This window comes from Micromonospora sp. NPDC023956, assembly GCF_040639195.1.
In the GTDB taxonomy this organism is placed as follows: Bacteria; Actinomycetota; Actinomycetes; order Mycobacteriales; family Micromonosporaceae; genus Micromonospora.
In genome coordinates, this window is sequence record NZ_JBEZZN010000001.1 from 150,511 (window position 1) to 172,272 (window position 21,762).

Sequence of the window (21,762 nt, forward strand, 5' to 3'; positions counted from 1 at the left end):
CACGAGGTGCACGCCACAAAGAGGTGGTGACACCATGAGTAGTACGGCTACCATTGGGCGTCCGTATCGCCATGCCGACGTTCCGTAACGTTCGCACCGGCCGTCCGCGACGTCGTGCCGCCTGTCCATCTCGGCGCCACCTTGTGTTCACCCGGCCAGTCGGGATGACCCCGATGGCCAGTCGCGCAACCCCTAACGGCCCATTCGGACCACAGGTTTACCCGGGCAACGGTGGGGTCTCGTGACCGTTGTCGCACATCAGTGCTGATGCCAGACTCCGTGCAACCGGATCATCGTCCGCTCGGCGACGGGTTCCGGGGGCAGGACCCAGGTCCACCCGGCGGCGCGGCCCGGTACTTCCACCCCTATCCCGGAGCACGGGTACGGCGGAAGGGGGGCCTCGTCGGCATCGGAAAGGGGCGGTGCCGGTCGACGAGACCCGCACGGCACCGCGTAGGAGAAAGGCTGACACGAACGGTGCTGGTGCAGCGAGAGGAACAGTTCACCCGGCTGCGGGAAGCCTTCCGGATGTGCGAGAAGCAGCAACGGGGACACGTCTCGCTCGTGACGGGCGCGGTGGGCAGCGGCAAGACGAGCGTGCTGGAGGCGTTCGGCGAGTGGGCGGCCGACACCGGAGGGCGGGTGCTGAGCGCCGCGGGTTCCCGGGCGGAACGCGGACTGCACCTCGGCGTGCTGGGACAGCTGTTCCACAGTGCCCGGCTGGGCCAGGAGACGGCGGACCGGGTGGAGCGACTGATGCGGGAGGCACCGTCGGTCGTTCCGCTGCTCGAGGCGAGCCTGGAGACCGCCGACGAGTCGTCGGCGGCGAACCGGGCGTGGGCGCCGGTGCTGCACGGCCTGTTCAACGCGCTGCTCGACCTGGCCGAGCCCGGTCCGCTGGTGCTGACCATCGACGACGTCCACCACGCCGACCCGGCGACCCTGCACTGTCTGCTCTACGTCACCCGCCGGCTGCGGCACGCCCCGATCGTCGTGGTGCTCAGCGAGGCCAGGATGCTGCGCCCGCCGCACCCGCACTTCCGGGCCGAGCTGTTCAGCCAGCCGCACTTCACCCGGATCAACCTGCCGCCGCTGACCGTCGAGGCGATCGCCCAACTGGTCGACGGGGATGCCGAGGCCGCCGCGCGGGAAACCGCCGAGCGCTGCCTGAGCGTGACCGGCGGCAACCCACTGCTCACCCGGGCCCTCATCGACGAACGGATCCGCGAGGAGTCCGACGAGGACCCGGCCCCGGACACCGCCTTCGACCAGGCGGTGCTCGGTTGCCTCTACCGGCACGAGCCGGGCGTCCGCCGGGTGGCGCAGGCGCTGGCGGTGTTCGGTCGGCCGGCGCCGACGGAGCTGCTGGGTCATCTGCTGGACATCGTGCCCGAGTCGGTCGTACCGACCGTGCGGGTGCTGCGTACCTCCGGCCTGATGCACGGCGACCAGCTGCGTCACCCGCGCATCCGGCGGTCGATCCTGGCCGACATGTCCCCCGAGGAGCGCCGGGCGATGCACCAGCGCGCCGCCGAGGTGCTGCACGAACACGGCGTCGAGCCGCGCACGGTGGCTGAGCACCTGGTCGCCGCCGGCTGGGCGGAGGCCACCTGGACGGTGCCGGTGCTCCAGGACGCCGCCGCGCAGGCCCTGTCCTCCGGACGACCGGACGAGGCCGCCGCCTGCCTGCGACTGGTCAGCCGGGCCGACGTGGACGACCAGCAGCGCACCACCACCACGGCGATGCTGGTCAACGCCCGGTGGCAGGTCAACCCGCTGACGGTCAACGGACACCTCACCCAGCTGGTGCGCACGGCCCGCGACGCCGGATGGCCCGCCGACACGGCCCTGTCCACCGTGCCGTACCTGCTCTGGCAGGGCCGGGCGGAGGAGGCCGGCGAGGCGATCGCCGGCTGCGCCACCGACGACGACCCGGGCCACTCGGCCGACGCCGGCCGGCTGCGGGCCATGCGGCTGCTGCTCTCCCTCTCCCACCCCGACCACCTGCCGGCGGTCCGGGAGGCGGTCGCCGCCGGGGGCCGGATGCCGGTCCTGCCCCCCGTCGGCTACCTGCAACTGCACGCCCTGACCGTGCTCGGCTCGGCGTTGACCCCCGCCGCCGAGCAGGACGCGATGGCCACCGCGGAGCAGCTGCTGCACCGGCACCACAGTGACGACGGGGTCCTCCCCGTGCTGACCGCGCCGCTGCTGGCACTGCTCTGGTCGGGGCGCTCGGACCGGGTGGCGGTCTGGAGCGGGGCGCTGCTGGAGCGTCCGGTGGTACGGCACAGCCCGGTGTGGCGGGCGGTGATCCGCGCGCTGCGCGCCGAGGCGGCCCTGCGCCTGGGTGACCTGTCCGGTGCCGAGCACCACGCCCGGTCGGCGCTGGAGGACCTGCCGGTCCCGGCGTGGGGGGTGGCCGTGGCCGGGCCCCTGGCCACCCTGATCGCCTGCGCGACGGAGTCCGGCCGGCACGCCGAGGCCGACCAGTGGCTGGCCCAGCCGGTGCCACCCGGCGCGTTCCGTACCCCGCTGGGCGTGCACTACCTGGCCGCGCGGGGTCGGCACCACCTGGCGCTGGGCCGTGCCCACGCGGCAACGGCCGACCTGCGTCGCTGCGGGGAGCTGATGCGCGCCTGGGGCATCGACGTCGCCGGCCTGGTCCCGTGGCGGCTGGAACTGGCCCGGGTGCAGCTGAGCGTGGGCAACAAGGCGCACGCCACCCAGCTGCTCCAGGAGCAGCTGCGCGTACCGCACGGCGTGGACGAGCGGACCCGGGGCCGTACGCTGCGGCTGCTCGCCACCACCGCCGTCCCGGACCACCGGCGCAAGCTGCTCTCCGAGGCGGTCAACCTGCTCCAGAACTGCGGCGACCGGTTGGAGCTGGTCCGGGCGCTGGGCGACACCGGTCAGACCCTGCAACGGGCCGGGGACTGGGCGCAGGCCCGGCTGCTGGTCCGGCGGGCCTACCACCTCGCCCAGGACTGCGGGGCGCCGGTACTGGCCCAGCGGCTGGTCCGCCGCGAGCCGGGCGGACTGCCGGCGTACCCGCCGGCCGAGACACCGGAGCCGGAGGACGGGCTGAGCGAGGCCGAACGGCGGGTCGCCGCGCTCGCTGCCCAGGGGCACACCAACCGGCAGATCTCCAGCAAGCTGTTCATCACGGTGAGCACCGTGGAGCAGCACCTCACCCGGGTCTACCGGAAGCTGGACGTCAAGCGCCGCACCGATCTGCCGGCCCGGCTCGTCGCCTACGCGGAGCCGCTGGTCGAGGAGGTGCAGGGCGCCGCGTCCTGAGACCACGTCGGGGCGCGTACCGGTCGGGAACCGGTACGCGCCCCGACGACGTGGATGGCGCGTCCTCCGCCGAGGCGGTGCCGGACCCGCGCCGGGCCCGGCCTCCGGCGTCAGCCCGCGACCGGAGCGGGCGCCCGGTCGGCAGCGGTGGCCCGTAGCCGCAGCACCAGGTCGGCGGCGGCGGTGACCCCGCCCGCCTGCCGCAGCCGCCCGCGCCACAGCTCGGCGCGGTCCCGGAAGACCGGATCGGTCAGCAGCCGGTGCAGCTTGGCGAGCACGTCCTCGACGTCCAGCGGGTCCTCCTGCTCGGCGGCGAGCCCGATCCCGGCGTCGACGACCCGGACCGCGCCGTCGTGGCAGTCCAGCCAGAACGGCATCACCAGTTGCGGCACCCCGAACCAGGCCGCCTCGTGGATGGCGTTGGCGGCGGCGTGGTTGAAGAACACCCGGACGTTCGGGTGGGCCAGCACCTCGACCTGTGAGGGCAGCCACGACTCGATCCGCAGGTTGGCGGGCAGCTCCCCGGCCGGCGGGAGGAGGTGCCGCCGTTGTGCCGGCAGCTTCCACAGCACGTGGTGCTCGGGCGCGAGCCGGGCGGCCACCTCGACCAGTGCGGCGACCTGGGCCGCGGACGGCCGCATGATGGTGCCGAAACCGATGTAGACCACCGACGGGTGCGCGTCGAGCCAGCCGCGCAGCTCCGCACCCTCCGGGCTCGGCGTCACGTCCGGCGGCACCATCGAGCCGACCAGGCGCAGGTTCGCCGGGGCGGTGTCGAACGGGTACTCCAGACCGAACACCGTGTAGGCCAGCAGGGCCTGGGCGGCGTCCGCGTACCGGCTGGGGCTCAGGTCGGCGTTGGCGATGCCGGCGGCCCGGCGGCGCTCGACGGCGGCGGTGCTGCGGGCCAGCCGCTCCGGCTCCGTCAGGGCGTTCAGCAGCGCCGCCCGGTGGCGGTCGTTGGCGGCCCGCTGACTCGGGTTCATCTGCAACGGCAGGCCGGACAGCGGCGTCGGGTACGCCGACGGCAGGCTGTCCTGCAGGAAGTTCGACGGCGGCACCGAGACGCTGACCACGTACGGGACGCCCCGGGTGGTCATCGCGTCCATCCCGTACGTGGCGAACGAGTCGACCACGGCCAGCGCCGGCTCCACCTCGTCGACCAGTTCCAGGCACCGCTCGTAGAGCCGGTGCAGGTGGTCGTGGTCGGTCGAGGCGTCGACGTAGCCGACGAAGTTCTCCACCCGCGACCCGGTGGACATCCGCTGGTGCGTCTCGTCGTCCCAGTGCTCGGGGCGCATCTCGAGCCGGGCCGGACCGAGCGACAGGAAGCGCACGTCCCCGTCGCCGGGCAGCGCCTCGATGTCGGCCCGGCGCTCGTCGGTGCAGGCGAACCGGACCCGTCCGACGCCCCGGCGCTTCAGCTCTCCGGCGAGGGTGAGCAGCGGGTTGAACAACCCGGCGCTACCCGAACTGACGATCAGCAGCGGACGTTCGTCGAACGTCGTCACCGTCGCCCCCTAGTCCATCGCCCGGCGCATGAAGCCACGGATGCCGACGAGGGTGAAGAACACCAACACCCCGCCCAGGATCAGCAGGTCCAGCCAGAGCGGCACCGACTCGACCCCGGGCGGGTCGACCAGCGACCGGGTGGCCTCGCTGACGTAGGTGAGGGGGTTGAGCGAGCAGATCACCTGGAACCACCGCATCGAGTCCAGCCCGCGCAGCGGGAACTGGGTGGCGCCGGTGAACATCAACGGCGTCATGATCACGGTGAACATGATCTGGATCAGGTGCGGCGGGACCAGCGTGCCGAAGGTCAGCCCCATGGCCGCGCCGACCAGCGCACCGAGCACCAGCACGCCGAGCACCGGCAGGACGGTCGACAGCGGCCAACTGACGCCGAGCATCAGCATGCCGATCGGGATGAGCAGCACGCCGGCGATCAGACCCCGGATCGCGCCGAAGACGATCTTCTCGATGGCCACCAGCGGGATCGCCATCGGGGCCAGCAGGCGGTCCTCGATCTCCCGGGTGAAGGAGAAGTCCATCACCATGGGCAGGGCGGTGTTCTCCAGGCCGATCAGGAACGCGTTGAGCGCGATCACGCCGGGCAGCAGCACGTTGGCGAAGTTGTCGCTGGCGTAGCCGAGGTCGCCGAGGACCTTGCCGAAGATCAGCAGCATGAACAGCGGCTGGATGAGAACCTGGGCGACGAAGCCGACCAGCTCCCCCCGGCTGGTGACGAAGAGGTCGCGCCAGAGCACCGCCCGGAAGCTGGCGAACTGGTCCGACCAGCGCACCGGCGGGGGCGCCGCCGTCGGTGCGGACGGTGTGGCGGGGGCGGTGACGCTCACCGAAGTTCCCTTCCGGTCAGGTGGATGAACACGTCCTCCAGGCTGGGCTGGCCGATGCTGAGATCACTGACCGCGCAGTTCAGGTCGGTGAGGATCTTCAGCGCCATCGGCACGGCGTTGGCCGGGGCACCGGAGGTGTAGAGGCGGAACGACAGCGAGGCGTCCGGATCGGCGGTGACCGCCGGGGTCGGCGTCGGCATCGGCGGCATGCCCGGCATCATCGGCATCGGGGCGGCCGGCGCGGCCGGGCCACCGCCGGCACGCAGCCGTTCCACCCGCTCCACGTCCGGGATGTTGTCCAGGGCGGCCTGCACCTCCTCGACGGGCGCTCCGGCGGCGACCACCAGGGTCAGCGTGCTGCTGCCCGGCAGGGTCCGGGTCAGCGCGGTCGGCGTGCCGAGGGTGAGCAGCTTGCCGTGGTCGACGATGCCGACCCGGTCGCAGAGCTTCTCCGCCTCGTCCATGTCGTGCGTGGTCACCACGACGGTGACCCCGGCCCGCTTCAGCTCGGCGATCCGGTCGTGCACGAACAGCCGCGACTGCGGGTCGAGACCACCGGAGGGCTCGTCGAGGAAGAGCACCCGGGGCTCGTGCATGAGCGCGCGGGCGATCATGGTGCGCTGCGCCAGGCCACCGGAGAGGAAGTCGGTCCGGGACTTGGCGTGCTCGGCGAGCCCCATCTGCTCCAGCAGCTCGTCGGCGCGGCGGAGCCGCTGCGACCGGGGGATCCGGTGGTACGCCGAGTGGAAGAGCAGGTTCTCCCGGACGCTCAGCGACCGGTCCAGGTTCACCCGCTGCGGGACGACCGCGAGCAGCTTCCGCGCCACGGCCGGCGCGCCCAGCACGTCCGCCCCGCACACCACGGCCCGGCCGGAGGAGGCCCGCACCCGCGTCGTCAGCACCCCGATCGTCGTGGTCTTGCCGGCGCCGTTGGGCCCGAGCAGACCGAAGACCTCGCCCGCGGCGACGGAGAAGCTCAGCCCGTCCACCGCCGGCGGCATGTCGGGCCGGTACTTCTTGACCAGCTCCTCGACCACTACTGCGTCGTCCACGTCGTCATGCTCCCGTCCTGGGTCCCGGTGGGACAGTTGTTCGTCGCTCCGATAGGGGGTGCTAGGGGCATGCCAGGGGCGACCCCGTCGGCCTCACAGATCTCGTCCGGCCAGCCACTCGTGCACGGTCAGACCGAGGTCCGGACCGCGCTCGCCGACCATCGTGAAGTGGTCGCCCGCCGCGTCCGCCGCCTCGTGCGGGTACGGCCACCGGGAGCGCCACCCGTCCGGCTCACCGGACCACTCCCCCAGCGGCTCGCTGGCCCGGACCAGCAGCGTGGCCGACTCCATCGGCGCGGGCCGCCAGTCGTAGAAGAGGGGGATGTAGCCGGCCCACGCGGTCGCCCGGTGGTCGTCCATCGGGGTGTACGCGCTGTCCCGTTCGACCATCCCGTCGAGCAGCTGGTTCGTCCACCCGCCGAGCACCTCGCTGTCGGCCGGGTAGGTGTCCATCAGCACCACGGCGGCCGGTGGCCGGCCCTGGCGCTCCAGCTCCCGGGCGAGCACGTTGGCCACCATCGCACCGCCGGAGTGCCCGGCCAGCACGAACGGGCCGTCGCCGACGGTGCGCCGCACGGTGTCGGCGTGCACCCGCAGCAGCGCGTCGAGGTCGGCGGGGAGTTCCTCCCCGACCCCGAAGCCCGGGTTGGGCAGTGCCCACACGTCCCGCCGGCCCCGCAGCCCGGTGGCGAACCGGGCGTACTCGTGGGCACCGGACAGCAGCGACATCGTGCAGCAGCAGACCACCGGGGTCCCCGGGCCCTCGGCGAGCCGCAGGATCCCGGCCGGACGGGTGAGCTGTCCGGGCTCGGTGAAGCTGGGCCGGAACTGGGCCAGCTTGACCAGCAGCTCGGCGTACCCGGCGGCGTCCTCGCGCGCCTTCGGCTGACGGAACAGCCCGCCGAGGATCCCGCCCGCGCCCTCCGGGGTGGCTCCCCCGGCCGGTGCGTCGCCGGCCGTGTCGCCGAGGATCCGGCCGAGCAGGTGGCGGGCCAGCTCGGCGGGGCTGGGGTGGTCGAAGAGCAGGGTGGCGGAGAGTTCCGCGCCGGTGTCCTGGCGCAGGGCGTCGCGCAGCTCCAACGCGGTCAGCGAGTCGAAGCCCAGTTCGAGGAAGTCCCGGTCGGCCCCGATCGCGCCGGGCGAGGCGTGCCCGAGCACGGTGGCCACGTGCGCCCGGACCAGGTCCAGCAGGATGCGGTGCCGGTCGGCGGCCGGGGCGGCGGCCAGCCGGTCCCGCAGGGCACGGGCCGGGTCGCTCACCGTCGCCCCGGTCCGGCCGCCCACCCCGTCGGCCTCCGCCGCCTCGGGAACGCCGCGCAGCAGCGGCGCGGGGCGTACGGCGGTGAAGGCCGGCACGAACGCGGGCCAGTCGACGTCGGCCACGGCGACGGCGTCGTCGCGTCCGCCGACCGCCCGCAGCAGGGCGTCGGCGGCCAGTTCCGGGTCGAGCGGCAGGATGCCCCGCCGCCGCAGCTGGCCCGGCTCGGCGACCTCGTCGGCCCAGGGGGCCCAGGCCACCACGGTCGCCGGCCGACCGGCGGCCCGGCGACCGGCGGCCAGGGCCTCCAGGGCGGCGCCGGTGGCGGCGGCCACGGCCGCGCCGCCACCGCCCCAGGTGGCGGCGGTGGAGGCGAAGACGACGAACTCGTCGACGGGCCGGTCGGCGCAGGCAGCGTCGAGGGCGGCCACGGCGGCGACCCCCGCGCCGACGGCGGTGGCGAGGTCGGCCGGTTCGACGGCGGCGACCGGGACGCCGGGCCCGGTGGCGTCGACCAGGTGCAGCACGGTACGCACCGGCGTCCCCGCCGCGTCCAGCCGGTCCAGGGCCGCCGGCAGTCCGGCGGGATCGGCGACCGGGTCGACCTGGACACCGGCGGCGGCCAGTTCGGCGGTCAGCTCAGCCGGCACCGGTACCCCGGCGACCAGCAGATGCGTCACACCCCACCGGGCCAGCCAGCGCAGCACGTGCGGACCGCGTACCGCCGCGCCACCGTGCACCAGCACCGCGCCCCGGGGCCGCCAGGCCGCACCCGTCGCGGCCGGAGCGCCCGGGACGTGTTCCAGCCGCCGGGCGTGCAGCACCCCGGAGCGGACGGCGACCTGGTCCTCGTCCCCACCGCGCGCCACGATCCGGGCCAGCGCGTCGAGGTCCGCCCGGTCGGGTTCGGCGGGCAGGTCCAGCAGGCCACCCCAGAGGCGCGGCTGTTCCAGCGCCAGCACGCGGCCCAGTCCCCAGACCGACGCCCCGGCGGGACGGGGCGCGGGATCGTCGGCGGCGACGGCGACCGCGCCCCGGGTGACGCACCACAGCCCGGCGGCGGTTCCGGCGTCGGCGAGGGCGCGGACCAGGGCGGCGGTGTCGGCCAGCACGGCGGTGCCCGACCGGTCGTCGACCGTGTCGAGCAGGGACAGCACCCGTACCGGTTGGTCGGTGTCCGCGCCGAGGGCCGCCCGTACCGCGTCGGCCGGGTCGTCGCCCGGACGGACCGGCACGGCCACCGGGGCCAGGCCCTCCGCGCGCAGCGCCGCCAGGACCGGGTCGGTCGGCGAACCGGCCGGCGCGACCACCAGACAGCGCCCGGTCAGGGCCGGCCCGGCCGGCGGCTCGACCGGCACCCAGCCGGTGCGGTACCGCAGGCCGTCCACCCGGGAGCCGCGACGACGCCGGTCCCGGTACGCGGTCAGGGCGGGCAGCACCGCCCCGAGTGCCGCTCCCCGGTCGTCGTCGACGCCGAGCACGGCCGCCAGCGCGGCGGGGTCCCCGCTCTCGGCCGCCGCCCAGAACTCCCGGTCCTCGCCGGTGTCGACCGGAGGCGGGCCGAGGGTGATCGGGTCGGGCCAGTACCGCTCGTGCTGGAAGGCGTACGTGGGCAGGTCGACGCGGACGGCGTCGGTGCCGGCGAAGAGGTCGGCCCAGCGCACCCCACCGCCGCGCAGGTCCACCGCCGCGACGGCGGCGAGCAGACCGGCCACCTCGGGTACGTCCCGGCGGGCCACCGGCACGAACGCCGCCGCCTCCAGGTCGGGCAGGCACTCCCGGGCCATCGGGGTGAGCGCCGCGTCCGGACCGATCTCCAGGAACGTCCCGGTCCCCGCGCCGGCCAGGGTGGTGACGCCCCGGTGGAACCGGACGGTGTCCCGGACGTGTGCGACCCAGTAGCCGGGGTCGGTGGCCTCGGCGGCGGTGAGCAGCGCGCCGGTGCGGTCGGAAACCAGCGGCACGGCGGGCGGGTGCCAGGTGACCTTCTCGGCGACCACCCGGAAGTCGTCCAGCATGGCGTCCATCCGGGCGGAGTGGAACGCGTGGCTGACCCGCAGCCGGCGGACCTGCCGGCCCTGCGCGGCGAGCTGTTCGGCGGCGGCGAGCACCGCGTCCTCGTCCCCGGAGAGGACCACCGACGCGGGGCCGTTCACCGCGGCCAGGGCCACCCGGTCGTCGAGCAGCGGGGCCACCTCGGCCTCGGTGGCCCGGACGGCGAGCATCGCCCCACCGGCGGGCAGCGCCTGCATCAACCGGGCCCGCGCGGCGACCAGGGCCGCCGCGTCGGGCAACGACAGCACCCCGGCCACGTGCGCCGCCGCGAGTTCGCCGACCGAGTGCCCGAGCAGGTGCGCCGGGCGCACCCCCCAGGAGGTGACCAGGCGGTACGCGGCCACCTCGTAGGCGAACAGCGCCGGCTGGGTGAACTCGGTGCGGTCCAGCAGCGCGGCCTGCGGGGTGTCCGGGGCGGCGAACACCACCTCGCGCAGCGGGTGGCCGAGGTGCCGGTCGAGTTCGGCGACGACCTCGTCGAACGCGGCGGCGAACACCGGGAACCGGCGGTGCAGCCCGGCGCCCATGCCCACCCGCTGGGCGCCCTGGCCGGTGAAGAGGACGGCGAGTTTCCCGGCCGGGCGGGCCACCCCGCGCAGCACGGTGGCGGCCGGGCGGTCCTCGGCGACCGCCCGCAGGCCCTCGACGAGTGCGTCCCGGTCCTCCCCGGTGATCACCGCGCGGTGCGGCATCGCCGTCCGGGTGGTGACCAGCGAGTACGCCACGTCTGCCGGGCGCAGCCCGGGGTCGGCGGCCAGGTGCTCCAGCAGGCGGCGGGCCTGCCCGGCCAGCGCCGGGGCGGAGCGGGCGGTGACCAGCCACGGGGCGGGCGGGGCGGGCCGGCCGGTCGGGACGGTTCCGGCGGTGTCCTGCGGGGCGGCCTGCTCGAGGATGGCGTGCGCGTTGGTGCCGCTGACCCCGAAGGCGGAGACCCCGGCGCGGCGCGGGCCGTCGCCGTCCGGCCACGGCATCCGTTCGGTCGCCAGGCGGACCGCGCCGGCGGACCAGTCGACGTGCGGGGTCGGCCGGTCGACGTGCAACGTGGCGGGGAGCACGCCGTGCCGCATCGCGAGCACCATCTTGATGATCCCGGCGACGCCCGCCGCCGCCTGGGTGTGCCCGATGTTCGACTTCACCGACCCCAGCCACAGCGGACGGTCCGCCGGCCGCCCCTGACCGTAGGTGGCCAGCAGCGCCTGCGCCTCGATCGGGTCGCCCAGGGTGGTGCCGGTGCCGTGCGCCTCGACCACGTCGACCTGGTCGGCGGTGAGTCCCGCGTTGGTCAGGGCGCGGGCGATGACCCGCCGCTGGGAGGGGCCGTTCGGGGCGGTCAGCCCGCTGCTCGCGCCGTCCTGGTTGACCGCGCTGCCCCGCACCACGGCGAGGATCGGGTGCCCGTTGCGGCGGGCGTCGGAGAGCCGCTCCAGCAGGAGCATGCCGACCCCCTCGGACCAGCCGGTGCCGTCCGCGGCGGCGGCGAACGACTTGCACCGGCCGTCGGTGGAGAGGCCACGTTGGCGGGAGAACTCGACGAACACCGTCGGGGTGGCCATCACCGACACCCCGCCGGCCAGGGCGAGGGTGCACTCCCCGAGGCGGAGCGCCTGTCCGGCCAGGTGGAGGGCGACCAGCGAGGACGAGCAGGCGGTGTCCACGGTGACCGCCGGCCCCTCCAGCCCGAGGGCGTACGCGATGCGACCGCTGGCGACGGCGGCGGCGCTGCCGGTGCCGAGGTAGCCCTCGACGCCGCCGCCGACCCCGGCGAGCAGGGCCGCGTAGTCGCCCTGGCTGCTGGTGGCCGCGTACACGCCGGTCGGCGTGCCCCGCAGGGTGCCGGGGTCGATCCCGGCCCGCTCGAACGCCTCCCAGGCGGTCTCCAGCAGCAGCCGCTGCTGCGGGTCCATGGCGAGGGCCTCGCGCGGCGAGATGCCGAAGAAGTCGGGGTCGAAGTCTCCGGCGTCGTGCAGGAACCCACCGTCGCGCACGTAGGAGGTGCCCCGGCTGTCCGGGTCGGTGTCGTAGAGCGCGTCGAGGTCCCAGCCCCGGTCGGCGGGGAACGGCGCCATCGCGTCCGTGCCGGCGGTGACCAGGTCCCACAACTGCTCCGGGGACCGGACCCCGCCGGGGAACCGGCAGCTCATGCCGATGATCGCCACCGGCTCGCTGAGGGTGGCGGTGAGCTGCTGGTTCTGCTGCTTGAGCTTCTGGTTGTCGAGCAGGGACGCGCGCAGCGCGCTGACGACCTCGTCCAGTGAGACGCTCATCGGGGCCTCCTTGCAGCCGGCCGGGTCACGAGTCGGAGCCTTCGAGGGCCAGCCGGACCAGATCGGCGACGTCGAGTTCACGGATCTCGGCCTCCGGGGCGGCCGGTGCGACCGGCACGGCGGCTGCCGTCGGCGGTGCGGTGTCCCGGGCGAGCCGGAGCAACGGGTCGAGCAGGCCGGCCCGGCGCAGCTGCTCCAGCGGGATCGCCGTGAGGGCCCGCCGGACCGTCTCCTCGTCGCCGCCGTCGACCGGCCCGCCCTCGTCGCCGAAGAGCTCCTCGTACAGGTGGCCGGCGAGGTCGGCCGGGGTCGGGTAGTCGAAGACGACCGTGGTGGACAGCTCGTGCCCGGTTTCCGCGCCGAGCAGGTTGCGCAGCTCCACCGCGGTCAGCGAGTCGAACCCGAGGTCCAGGAAGCCCCGCTCGGTGTCGACGGCGTCGGCGGTGGAGTGGCCGAGAACCTTCGCCGCGGTCACCCGGACCATCTCCAGCAGGGCGCCGCGCCGCTCGGCGGCCGGCAGCGGACGCAGCTCGGCGAGCAGGTCCCCACCGACGGTCGCGGCTGCCCCGACCGGCTCGACGGGACCGGCGGTCAGCGCCCGGACGGCCGGCAGGTCGGCCAGGAGCGGGCTGGGCCGCAGCGCGGTGAACAGCGGGTGGAAGGTGGCCCAGTCGACGTCGGCGACGGTGACGCAGGTGTCCCCGGCGGCGAGGGCGTGCCGCAGCCCGGCCATCGCCACGCCGGGCGGCATCACCCGCAGGCCACGGCGGCGCAGCTGCTCCGGCGCGGCCTCGTCGAACATGCCGGACTCGGTCCACGGTCCCCAGGCCACGGACGTGGCGGGCAGTCCCCGGGCCCGCCGCCGCTGGGCGAACGCGTCCAGGTAGGCGTTGCCGGCCGCGTACGCGCTCTGCCCGCCGCTGCCCCAGACGGCCGCGATCGACGAGAAGAGCACGAAGGCGTCCAGCTCGACGCCGTCGAGCAGTTCGTCGAGCAGCTCCGCGCCGACCAGCTTCGGACCGATGACGTAGGCCAGGTCCTCCAGGGTGGTCTCGGCCAGCGGCACGACCTCGCTGACCCCGGCGGCGTGCACCACCGCCCGCAGCGGGGGGCCCTCCCGACGCAGCTCCGCCAGCAGGCCGGTCATGGCCGTCCGGTCGGCGGCGTCGGCGCGGACCACCCGGCAGTCGGTGCCGAGCGCGGTCAGTTCGGCCAGCAGCTCGGCCGCGCCGGGGGTGTCGGTGCCGCGTCGGCTGGTCAGCACGACCCGTTCGGCCCCGGCGGTGGCCACCCAGCGGGCCACGTGTCCACCGAGCGCGCCGGTGCCGCCGGTGACCAGCACGGTGCCCCGGGGACGCCACGGCTCGGGTTCCCCGACGGTGACGGCGGGGGCGAGCCGGCGGACGAAGACCCCGGCGTCGCGGACGGCGAGCTGGTCCTCGGCGACCCCGCCGCCGAGGAGGCCGGCGAGCCGGGCCGCCACCCCGCCGTCGACCGTGGCGGGCAGGTCGACCAGGCCGGCCCAGCGGGTCGACTGCTCCAGCGCCGCCACCCGGCCCAGCCCCCACAGCGCGGCCTGTCGGGGGCTGGCCGGCGCGTCGCCCTCGGCGACCCCGACCGCGCCCCGGGTGACGCACCAGAGCCGGGCCGCCACGTCCAGGTCGGTCAGGGCGTGCAGCAGCTGCACGGTGGCCGCCAGGCCGCGCGGCAGCGCCGGGTGCTCGGCGTGCGGGGCGTCGTCCAGGCCGAGGAAGGACAGGATCGACGAGGGCTGGTCGGGGCCCCCGAACGCGTCCGACAGGAAGCCGGCCACCTCGTCCGGCTCGGCACCGGTGTCCACCGGCACGGTGGTCACGTCCGGGCCGAGCGCACGGACACAGGCGTCCAGGCCGGGGTCGGCGGCCAGCGCGGCGGGCAGCAGCACCAGCCAGCGCTGCGCCGACGTCGCCGGTGGTGTGGTCGGGGTGTCCAGCGGCTGCCACACCTCCCGGTAGCGGGCACCGTCCACCAGGGACCGTTCCCGCCCCCGCCGCCGCCAGGCGGACAGGGCCGGCAGCACCGTGCCGAACGGCTGGTCCCGCTCGACCTCCAGGTCACGCAGCAGCGAGTCGAGGTCCTCGGCCTCCACCGCCGCCCAGAACCGGCTGTCGGTCTCGGCCCGGTCGTCGACCGGCGCGGTGAGCCAGGCGGGCGGTTCGGGCCAGAAACGCTGCCGGTCGAAGACGTACGTGGGCAGGTCGGCGAGGTGCGGTGCGGCGTCGGCGTACAGCGCCGGCCACTGCGGCGACCAGCCGTGCACGTGCAGCGTGGCGACCGCCCGCAGCAGGGCGACCGGCTCCGGCCGGTCCCGGCGCAGGGTGGGCAGCACCAGCGCGGAGCGGTCGCCGGCCGATTCGCCGTCGGCCAGGACGGCCTGGGTGAGGGCGGTCAGCACCCCGTCCGGGCCGACCTCCACGAACCCGGTGCAGCCCTGCCGGCGCAGCGCGGTGACCGCGTCGGCGAAGCGGACCGCGCCCCGGGCGTGCCGCACCCAGTACCCCGGCGCGCCCAGCTCCGTCGCGTCCACCGGCGCACCGGTGACCGTGGAGACCAGCGGGATCGCCGGGGCGTGGTGCGGCAGCCGCGCGGCGACGGCGGCGAGGTCGTCGAGCACCGGGTCCATCAGCGGGCTGTGGAAGGCGTGACTGACCGCCAGCCGGCGGGTCCGTACGCCCCGCGCGGCCCATTCGGCGGCCACCTCCTCGACGGCGTCGGCCGCTCCGGAGAGCACCACCGCGCGGGGACCGTTCACGGCGGCCACGCAGACCCGGTCGGCCCGGTCGCCGAGGCTGGCGAGCACGTCGGCCTCACCGGCGGCGACGGCGAGCATCGCCCCGCCGTCCGGGAGCGCCTGCATGAGCCGCCCCCGGGCGGCGACCAGTTCGGCGGCGTCGGCCAGGGTGAGCACTCCGGCGGCGTGCGCGGCGGCGAACTCGCCGATGGAGTGGCCGGCGACCGCGTCGGGGCGCAGGCCCCAGTCGGTGAGCAGCCGGAAGAGCGCCACCTCGACGGCGAAGATCGCCGGCTGGGTGAACTCGGTCCGGTCCAGCAGGTCGGCCTCGGCCGTGCCGGCCTCGGCGAACATCACCTCGCGCAGCGGCCGGGGCAGGTGCGGGTCGAGGTCCGCGCAGACCTCGTCCAGGGCGGCGGCGAAGACGGGGTACGCCCCGGCCAGCTCACGGCCCATCCCGGGGCGCTGGGCCCCCTGCCCGGAGAAGAGGTACGCCACCTTCGGCGTCCCGGTGGCCACCCCGGTGACCAGCAGCGGGGAGTCGTCGCCGCGGGCCAGCGCCCGGAGCCCGGCGCGCAGCTCCCTGCGGTCGGCGGCGAGGACGACCGCCCGGTGTTCCAGGGCGGACCGGGACACCGCCGACGACCAGCCGACGTCGACCAGCGGCGCGGCCTCCGGCCCGGTGAGCCGATCGGCCCACGGGTCGGCCTGGGCGGCCAGCGACGTGGCGGTCCGGGCGGACAGCAGCACCGGCACCAGCGGCAGGTCGGCCGGGGAGACGACCGGCACGGCCGGTTCCGGGGCCTGTTCGAGGATGGTGTGGGCGTTGGTGCCGCTGATCCCGAAGGAGGAGACGGCGGCGCGGCGCGGCCGGCCGGTCAGCGGCCAGGGCCGGCCGTCGGTGAGGAGTTCGACCGCGCCCGCGCTCCAGTCCACCTGGTCGGTGGGCTCGTCGACGTGCAGGGTCGGCGGCAGGTAGCCGTTCCGCATGGCGAGGACCATCTTGATGATCCCGGCGACCCCGGCGGCGGCCTGGGTGTGGCCGATGTTCGACTTGACCGAGCCGAGCCAGAGCGGCTGGTCGGTGGGGCGCTCCTGCCCGTACGTGGCGAGCAGCGCCTGCGCCTCGATCGGGTCACCGAGCCGGGTGCCGGTGCCGTGGGCCTCCACGGCGTCGACCTCGGCCGCGGTGAGCCGGGCGTTGCGCAGCGCCTGCCGGATGACCCGCTGCTGGGCGGGGCCGTTCGGGGCGGTGAGGCCGTTGGACGCGCCGTCCTGGTTGACCGCGCTGCCCCGGATCACCGCCAGTACCGGGTGGCCGTTGCGCCGGGCGTCGCTGAGCCGCTCCACCAGGAGCATGCCGGCGCCCTCGCCCCAGCTCGTCCCGTCGGCGGCCGAGGCGAACGCCTTGACCCGGCTGTCCGGGGCCAGCCCGCGCTGCCGGCTGAAGCCGACGAACACGCCGGGGGTGGCCATCACGGTGACCCCACCGACCAGGGCGAGGGAGCACTCGGCGGAACGGAGTGCCTGACAGGCCCAGTGCAGCGCCACCAGCGACGAGGAGCAGGCGGTGTCCACCGAGACGGCCGGGCCCTCCAGCCCGAGGGTGTAGGACACCCGACCGGAGAGCACGCTGCCGGCGTTGCCGGTCATCAGGTGACCCTCGGCGCCCTCGGCGCCGATCATCAGGTTGCGGTAGTCCTGGTAGTTGGTGCCCACGAAGACGCCGGTCAGGCTGCCCCGCAGCGTCTGGGGGTCGATGCCGGCCCGCTCGACCGCCTCCCAGGACGTCTCCAGCAGCAGCCGCTGCTGCGGGTCCATGGCGAGGGCCTCACGCGGGCTGATGCCGAAGAAGCCGGGGTCGAACTCGGCGGCCCCGGGGACGAAGGCGCCCTCGCGGGCGTAACTGGTGCCCTCGTTGGCGGGGTCGGCGTCGAAGAGGCGGTCCAGGTCCCAGCCCCGGTCGGTGGGGAACTCCCCGACCGCGTCGCCCCCGGCGGCGAGCAGCTGCCACAGCCGTTCGGGGCTGTCCGCCCCGCCGGGGAACCGGCAGCTCATCGCGACGATGGCGATGGGTTCGTCGGACACCGCCGCCGCGACGGGCGCGGCCGTCTCGACGGCGTTCCCGGTGAGCAGCTCGTCGAGGTGCGCGGCGAGTACCGTCGGGTTCGGGTAGTCGAAGGCGAGGGTGGCCGGCAGCCGCAGACCGGTCGCGGTGGCGAGGAAGTTGCGCATGTCCACCGCGGTCAGCGAGTCCAGGCCGAGGTCCCGGAACGGCCGGGTGGCGGGGACGTCGTCGGCCGCACCGTAGCCGAGGGCGGTGGCCGCGCACTGCCGGACCAGGTCCCGCAGCTCCGCGTTGCGCTCGGCCGGGCTGAGCCCGGCCAGCCGCTGGGCGAACGCCGACGACGGCGTCTCCTCCGCCGCCTCGGCCGGCTGGTCCGCCGGTCGGGCCGCCTGCCGTACCTCCGGCAGGTCACCGAGCAGCGGGCTCGGCCGGACCAGGGTGAACGCCGGGGCGAACCGGGTCCAGTCGATGTCGGCGACCACCGTGGTGACCTCGCCGCGCCGCAGGGCCCGCACCAGCGCCTGCACGGCGAGTCCGGGGTCCATGGCGACCATGCCGCCGCGCTGGAGCCGCTGCCGAGCCCGCTCGTTCTCGGCGGGCAGGCCGGCCCCGCTCCAGGCACCCCAGGCGACGGAGAGGGCGGGGCGTCCCTCGGCCCGGCGCCGTTCGGCGAGGGCGTCGAGGTAGGCGTTCGCCGCCCCGTAGGCGCCCTGCCCGGCGTTGCCGGTGGTGCCGGCGACGGAGGAGAACAGCACGAAGGCGTCGAGGTCGAGGTCCCGGGTCAGTTCGTCGAGGTGCTCGGCGGCGGTGCACTTGGGCGCGGCGACGGTGTGCAGCCGGGCCGGGGTGACGGTGTCGACGATGCCGTCGTCGAGAACGGCTGCGGTGTGCAGCACGGCGGTGAGCGGGGCGTCGTCGGGCGCGCTCGCCAGCAGGGCGGCGAGCTGCGTCCGGTCGGTGACGTCGCAGGGCGCCACGGTGACCCGGACGCCGAGGTCGGTCAGCTCCGCCGCGAGGTCGGCGGCGCCCGGCGCGTCCGGCCCGCGCCGGCTGGCCAGCAGGACGTGTGCCGCGCCGGAGCGGGCCGCCCAGCGGGCCAGGTGTCCGCCGAGTCCGCCGGTTCCGCCGGTGATCAGGACGGTGCCGCGCATCCGCCAGCCGTCGTCACCGGGGTCGGTGGTGGTCGGCTCGGGCTCGGTGATGCGGGTGAGGCGGCGGGCGAGGACGCCGGTGTCCCGGACGGCCACCTGGTCCTCGCCGCCACTGTCGCCGAGGACCGCGCAGAGCCGTGCGCCGGTCCCCGCGTCGAGGTCGGCCGGCAGGTCGACCAGGCCGCCCCAGCGGCCGGGGTGTTCCAGGGCGACCGCCCGGCCGAACCCCCAGACCGCGGCGGCCGCCGGGGACGGCGGCCCGTCACCGGCACCGACGGCGACGGCCCGCCGGGTGGCGCACCACAGCGGGGCCTCCACGCCAAGCGTGCCGAGCGCCTGCACGAGGTGGGCGGTCCCGGTGACGCCGAGCGGGGTCGCCGGGTGCTCCGGGTGGGCCCGCTCGTCCAGGCCGAGCAGGGAGAGCACGGCGGTGGGACCGTCGGTGGGCAGGGCCGCGCGCAGTCGGTCGGTGAACGCCGGCTCGTCGGTCCCGTCCAGCGGCACGGGCACGACGTCCGCGCCGACGTTGCCGAGGGCCCCCAGCACACCGGAGACCAGGGGATCCTCGGCCAGGGTGGCGGGGATCGGGACGAGCCAGGTGCCGGTGAGCCGGGTCAGTGGCAGGTCGGGCAGTACCTCCCAGGTGACCCGGTAGCGCCACCGGTCGAGGTCCGGCTCACCGTCGTCCTGGTGGACGAAGACCGGCGGTGCCGGCCAGTAGCGCTGGTGGTCGAAGGCGTAGGTGGGCAGGTCGAGCGTCGCCGTCTCGGCGAGCACCCTGGTCAGGTCGACGGGCAGGCCGACCGTGTAGGCGGTGGCGAGGCTGGTCAGCAGGCGGGTCGGATCGTCCTCACCCCGCCGCAAGGTGCCCAGGGTGTGCCCGGTCGTCCCCGTGTCGTCCAGGATCGCCGTCACCGGCATCGTGAGTACCGGATGCGGCGAGATCTCCACGAACGTCGTGTGGCCAGCAGCCACGGCAACCCGGACGGCCGGGTCGAACAGCACGGTCCGCCGCAGGTTCTCGTACCAGTAGTCCGCCCCCATGCTCTCCGGGACAACCCTCTCCCCGGTCAGCGTGGACACCAGACGGACGTGACCCGCCTGCGGGGTGACATCAGCCAGATCCGTACGGAGCCGCTCCGCGACCTCCTGCACCGCCGCCGAATGCGACGCGTAATCCACCGGAATCACCCGGGCACGCACCCCATCGGCCTGACACGCGGCGACCAGATCCGCCACCGGCTGCGGCGGACCCGACACCACCACCGTCGACGGACCATTCACCGCCGCCACACCCACCCCGGGGTACACCGACAACCGCTCCCCGACCGCCTCGGCGGACAGATCCACCGAGGCCATCGCACCCGTACCCCGCAACACCGCCAACGCCCGCGACCGCAACGCCACGGTCTTCGCGGCATCCGCCAGGCTCAGGATCCCGGCCACGCAGGCCGCACCGATCTCACCCTGCGAGTGACCGATCACCGCCGCCGGGGACACCCCGACGTGCTCCCACACCGCCGCCAGAGCGATACCGACCGCCCACAGCACCGGCTGGACGACCTCCACCCGCTCCAACCACGACTCGTCATCCCCGGACAACACCGACACCAGGTCCACGTCCAGGAACGGAGCCAGCGCCCGCTGACACTCCGCCAGCTTCGCGTCGAACACCGGAACCCGACCGACCAGACCCGCCGCCATCCGCGCCGACTGCGCACCCTGACCCGGGAACACGAACACCGGACCGGAGTTCGAAGCGGTGCCCCTGACCACGTTGCCCGCCGGCAGACCGGACGCCAGCGCGTCCAGCCCCGCGAGCAGCTCCTCGACGCCCGCGCCGACGACGACGGCCCGCTGGTCGAGGCTGGCCCGGGTGGCCGCCAGGGACCACCCCACCGCGGAGACGTCCACGTGGTCCTGGGCGCGTACGTGCGCGGCGAGGCGGGCAGCCTGACCGGCCAGCGCGTTCGGCGTCCGAGCCGACACGGGCCAGACGGTCACGTCCGCGCCGACCAGGCCGGGAGCCCGGTCGCGGCTCTCGTGCGCCTCGTCGACGGATTCGTCGGGCTGCTCGATGATCACGTGCGCGTTGGTGCCGGAGATCCCGAACGACGACACCGCCGCCCGACGCGGACGATCCACCACCGGCCACGGGGTCGCCTCGGTCACCAACTCCACCGCACCCGCCGACCAGTCGATGTGCGGCGACGGCTCGTCCACGTGCAACGACGCCGGCACCACCCCGTGCCGCATCGCCAACACCACCTTGATCACACCCGCCACACCCGCAGCCGCCTGGGCGTGCCCGATGTTCGACTTCACCGAGCCCAACAGCACCGGGTTGGCGTCCCCCCGGTCCTGCCCGTACGTGGCCAGCAGCGCCTGCGCCTCGATCGGATCGCCCAGCCGGGTACCCGTACCGTGCGCCTCCACCACGTCCACGTCGGCGGTCGACAGCCGGGCCGAGGTGAGGGCCTGGCTGATCACGCGCTGCTGCGCGGGTCCGTTCGGGGCGGTCAGACCGTTCGACGCGCCGTCCTGGTTGACCGCGCTGCCCCGCACGACGGCGAGAACCCGGTGACCGTTGCGCCGGGCGTCCGACAGCCGCTCCACCAGCAGCCAGCCGACGCCCTCGGAGAAGCCGGCGCCGTCGGCCGTGGCGGAGAACGACTTGCACCGGCCGTCCGGGGACAGGGCGCGCTGGCGGCTGGAGCCGACCAGGAGGCCGGGGGTCGCCATCACGGTGACCCCACCGGCCAGGGCCAGCTCGCACTCGCCCGCGCGGAGCGCCTGCACGGCGAGGTGCAGCGCCACCAGGGAGGAGGAGCAGGCGGTGTCGATCGACACCGCCGGCCCCTCCAGTCCCAGCGTGTACGACACCCGCCCGGAGGCGACGGCCGCCGCCCCGCCGGTCATCGAGTGGCCCTCGTCGCCGTCGGGCGACATCATCAGCAGGGTGCCGTAGTCCTGCCCGTTGGTGCCGACGAAGACTCCGGTCCGACTGCCGCGCAACGAGGCGGGGTCGATGCCGGCGGACTCGACCGCCTCCCAGGCCGTCTCCAGCAGGAGCCGCTGCTGCGGGTCCATGGTGAGGGCCTCGCGGGGCGAGATGCCGAAGAAGCGGGCGTCGAAGTCCCCCGCCCCGTCGATGAACCCGCCTTCCCGGGCGTACGAGGTGCCCGGGTTGTCGGGGTCGGGGTGGTAGAGCCGCTCCAGGTCCCAGCCCCGGTCGTCGGGGAAGAGCGTCACGGCGTCCCGGCCGTCCCGCAGCAGCTCCCACAGCTCGTCCGGGTTGCGCACCCCACCGGGCAGCCGACAGCTCATCGCCACGATCGCCACCGGCTCCAGTTCCTGGGACTGGACCTCGCTGAGCCGTCGACGGGTGTCGTGGAGATCAGCCATGACCCGCTTGAGGTAGTCGCGGAGCTTGTCTTCATTGCCCATGTCGGAGCCGCTTCCTCGCAGGGGACGGAGAGAGCCGGAGTGG

General features: G+C 75.2%; 6 protein-coding genes. 1 reads left to right on the forward strand and 5 read right to left on the reverse strand.

The features are described 5' to 3' along the window. Positions 1 to 477: 477 nt before the first annotated feature. Positions 478 to 3,297, forward strand: coding sequence for an AAA family ATPase (locus tag AB0F58_RS00520; protein WP_357135829.1), 2,820 nt, complete (start codon positions 478 to 480; stop codon positions 3,295 to 3,297). A 110-nt stretch (positions 3,298 to 3,407) separates the two neighbouring features. Here AB0F58_RS00520 and AB0F58_RS00525 read toward each other — a convergent pair whose 3' ends face one another. The 5 genes from AB0F58_RS00525 to AB0F58_RS00545 form a co-directional block, all read right to left on the reverse strand. Beyond that, positions 3,408 to 4,808 (reverse strand): glycosyltransferase, encoded by a 1,401-nt coding sequence (locus AB0F58_RS00525; RefSeq protein WP_357135831.1) that lies wholly within the window; start codon positions 4,806 to 4,808, stop codon positions 3,408 to 3,410. A 9-nt stretch (positions 4,809 to 4,817) separates the two neighbouring features. Beyond that, complete coding sequence (locus AB0F58_RS00530; RefSeq protein WP_357135834.1) at positions 4,818 to 5,654, reverse strand: ABC transporter permease; 837 nt, start codon at positions 5,652 to 5,654, stop codon at positions 4,818 to 4,820. Continuing rightward, on the reverse strand, positions 5,651 to 6,706 hold the full coding sequence (locus AB0F58_RS00535; protein WP_357135836.1) for an ABC transporter ATP-binding protein: 1,056 nt from the start codon (positions 6,704 to 6,706) through the stop codon (positions 5,651 to 5,653). The genes AB0F58_RS00530 and AB0F58_RS00535 overlap by 4 nt, the downstream gene beginning before the upstream one ends. A gap of 93 nt (positions 6,707 to 6,799) precedes the next feature. Next, positions 6,800 to 12,283, reverse strand: a complete 5,484-nt coding sequence (locus tag AB0F58_RS00540) for a type I polyketide synthase (RefSeq protein WP_357135839.1) — start codon at positions 12,281 to 12,283, stop codon at positions 6,800 to 6,802. Positions 12,284 to 12,308: 25 nt separating this feature from the next. Beyond that, positions 12,309 to 21,719, reverse strand: coding sequence for a type I polyketide synthase (locus tag AB0F58_RS00545; RefSeq protein WP_357135843.1), 9,411 nt, complete (start codon positions 21,717 to 21,719; stop codon positions 12,309 to 12,311). Positions 21,720 to 21,762: the final 43 nt, after the last annotated feature.

Excerpts from the sequence above, each read along its gene's own strand:
- AB0F58_RS00540 (WP_357135839.1), bottom strand. The coding sequence starts at position 12,283 with ATGAGCGTCTCACTGGACGAGGTCGTCAGCGCGCTGCGCGCGTCCCTG.
- AB0F58_RS00545 (WP_357135843.1), bottom strand. The coding sequence starts at position 21,719 with ATGGGCAATGAAGACAAGCTCCGCGACTACCTCAAGCGGGTCATGGCT.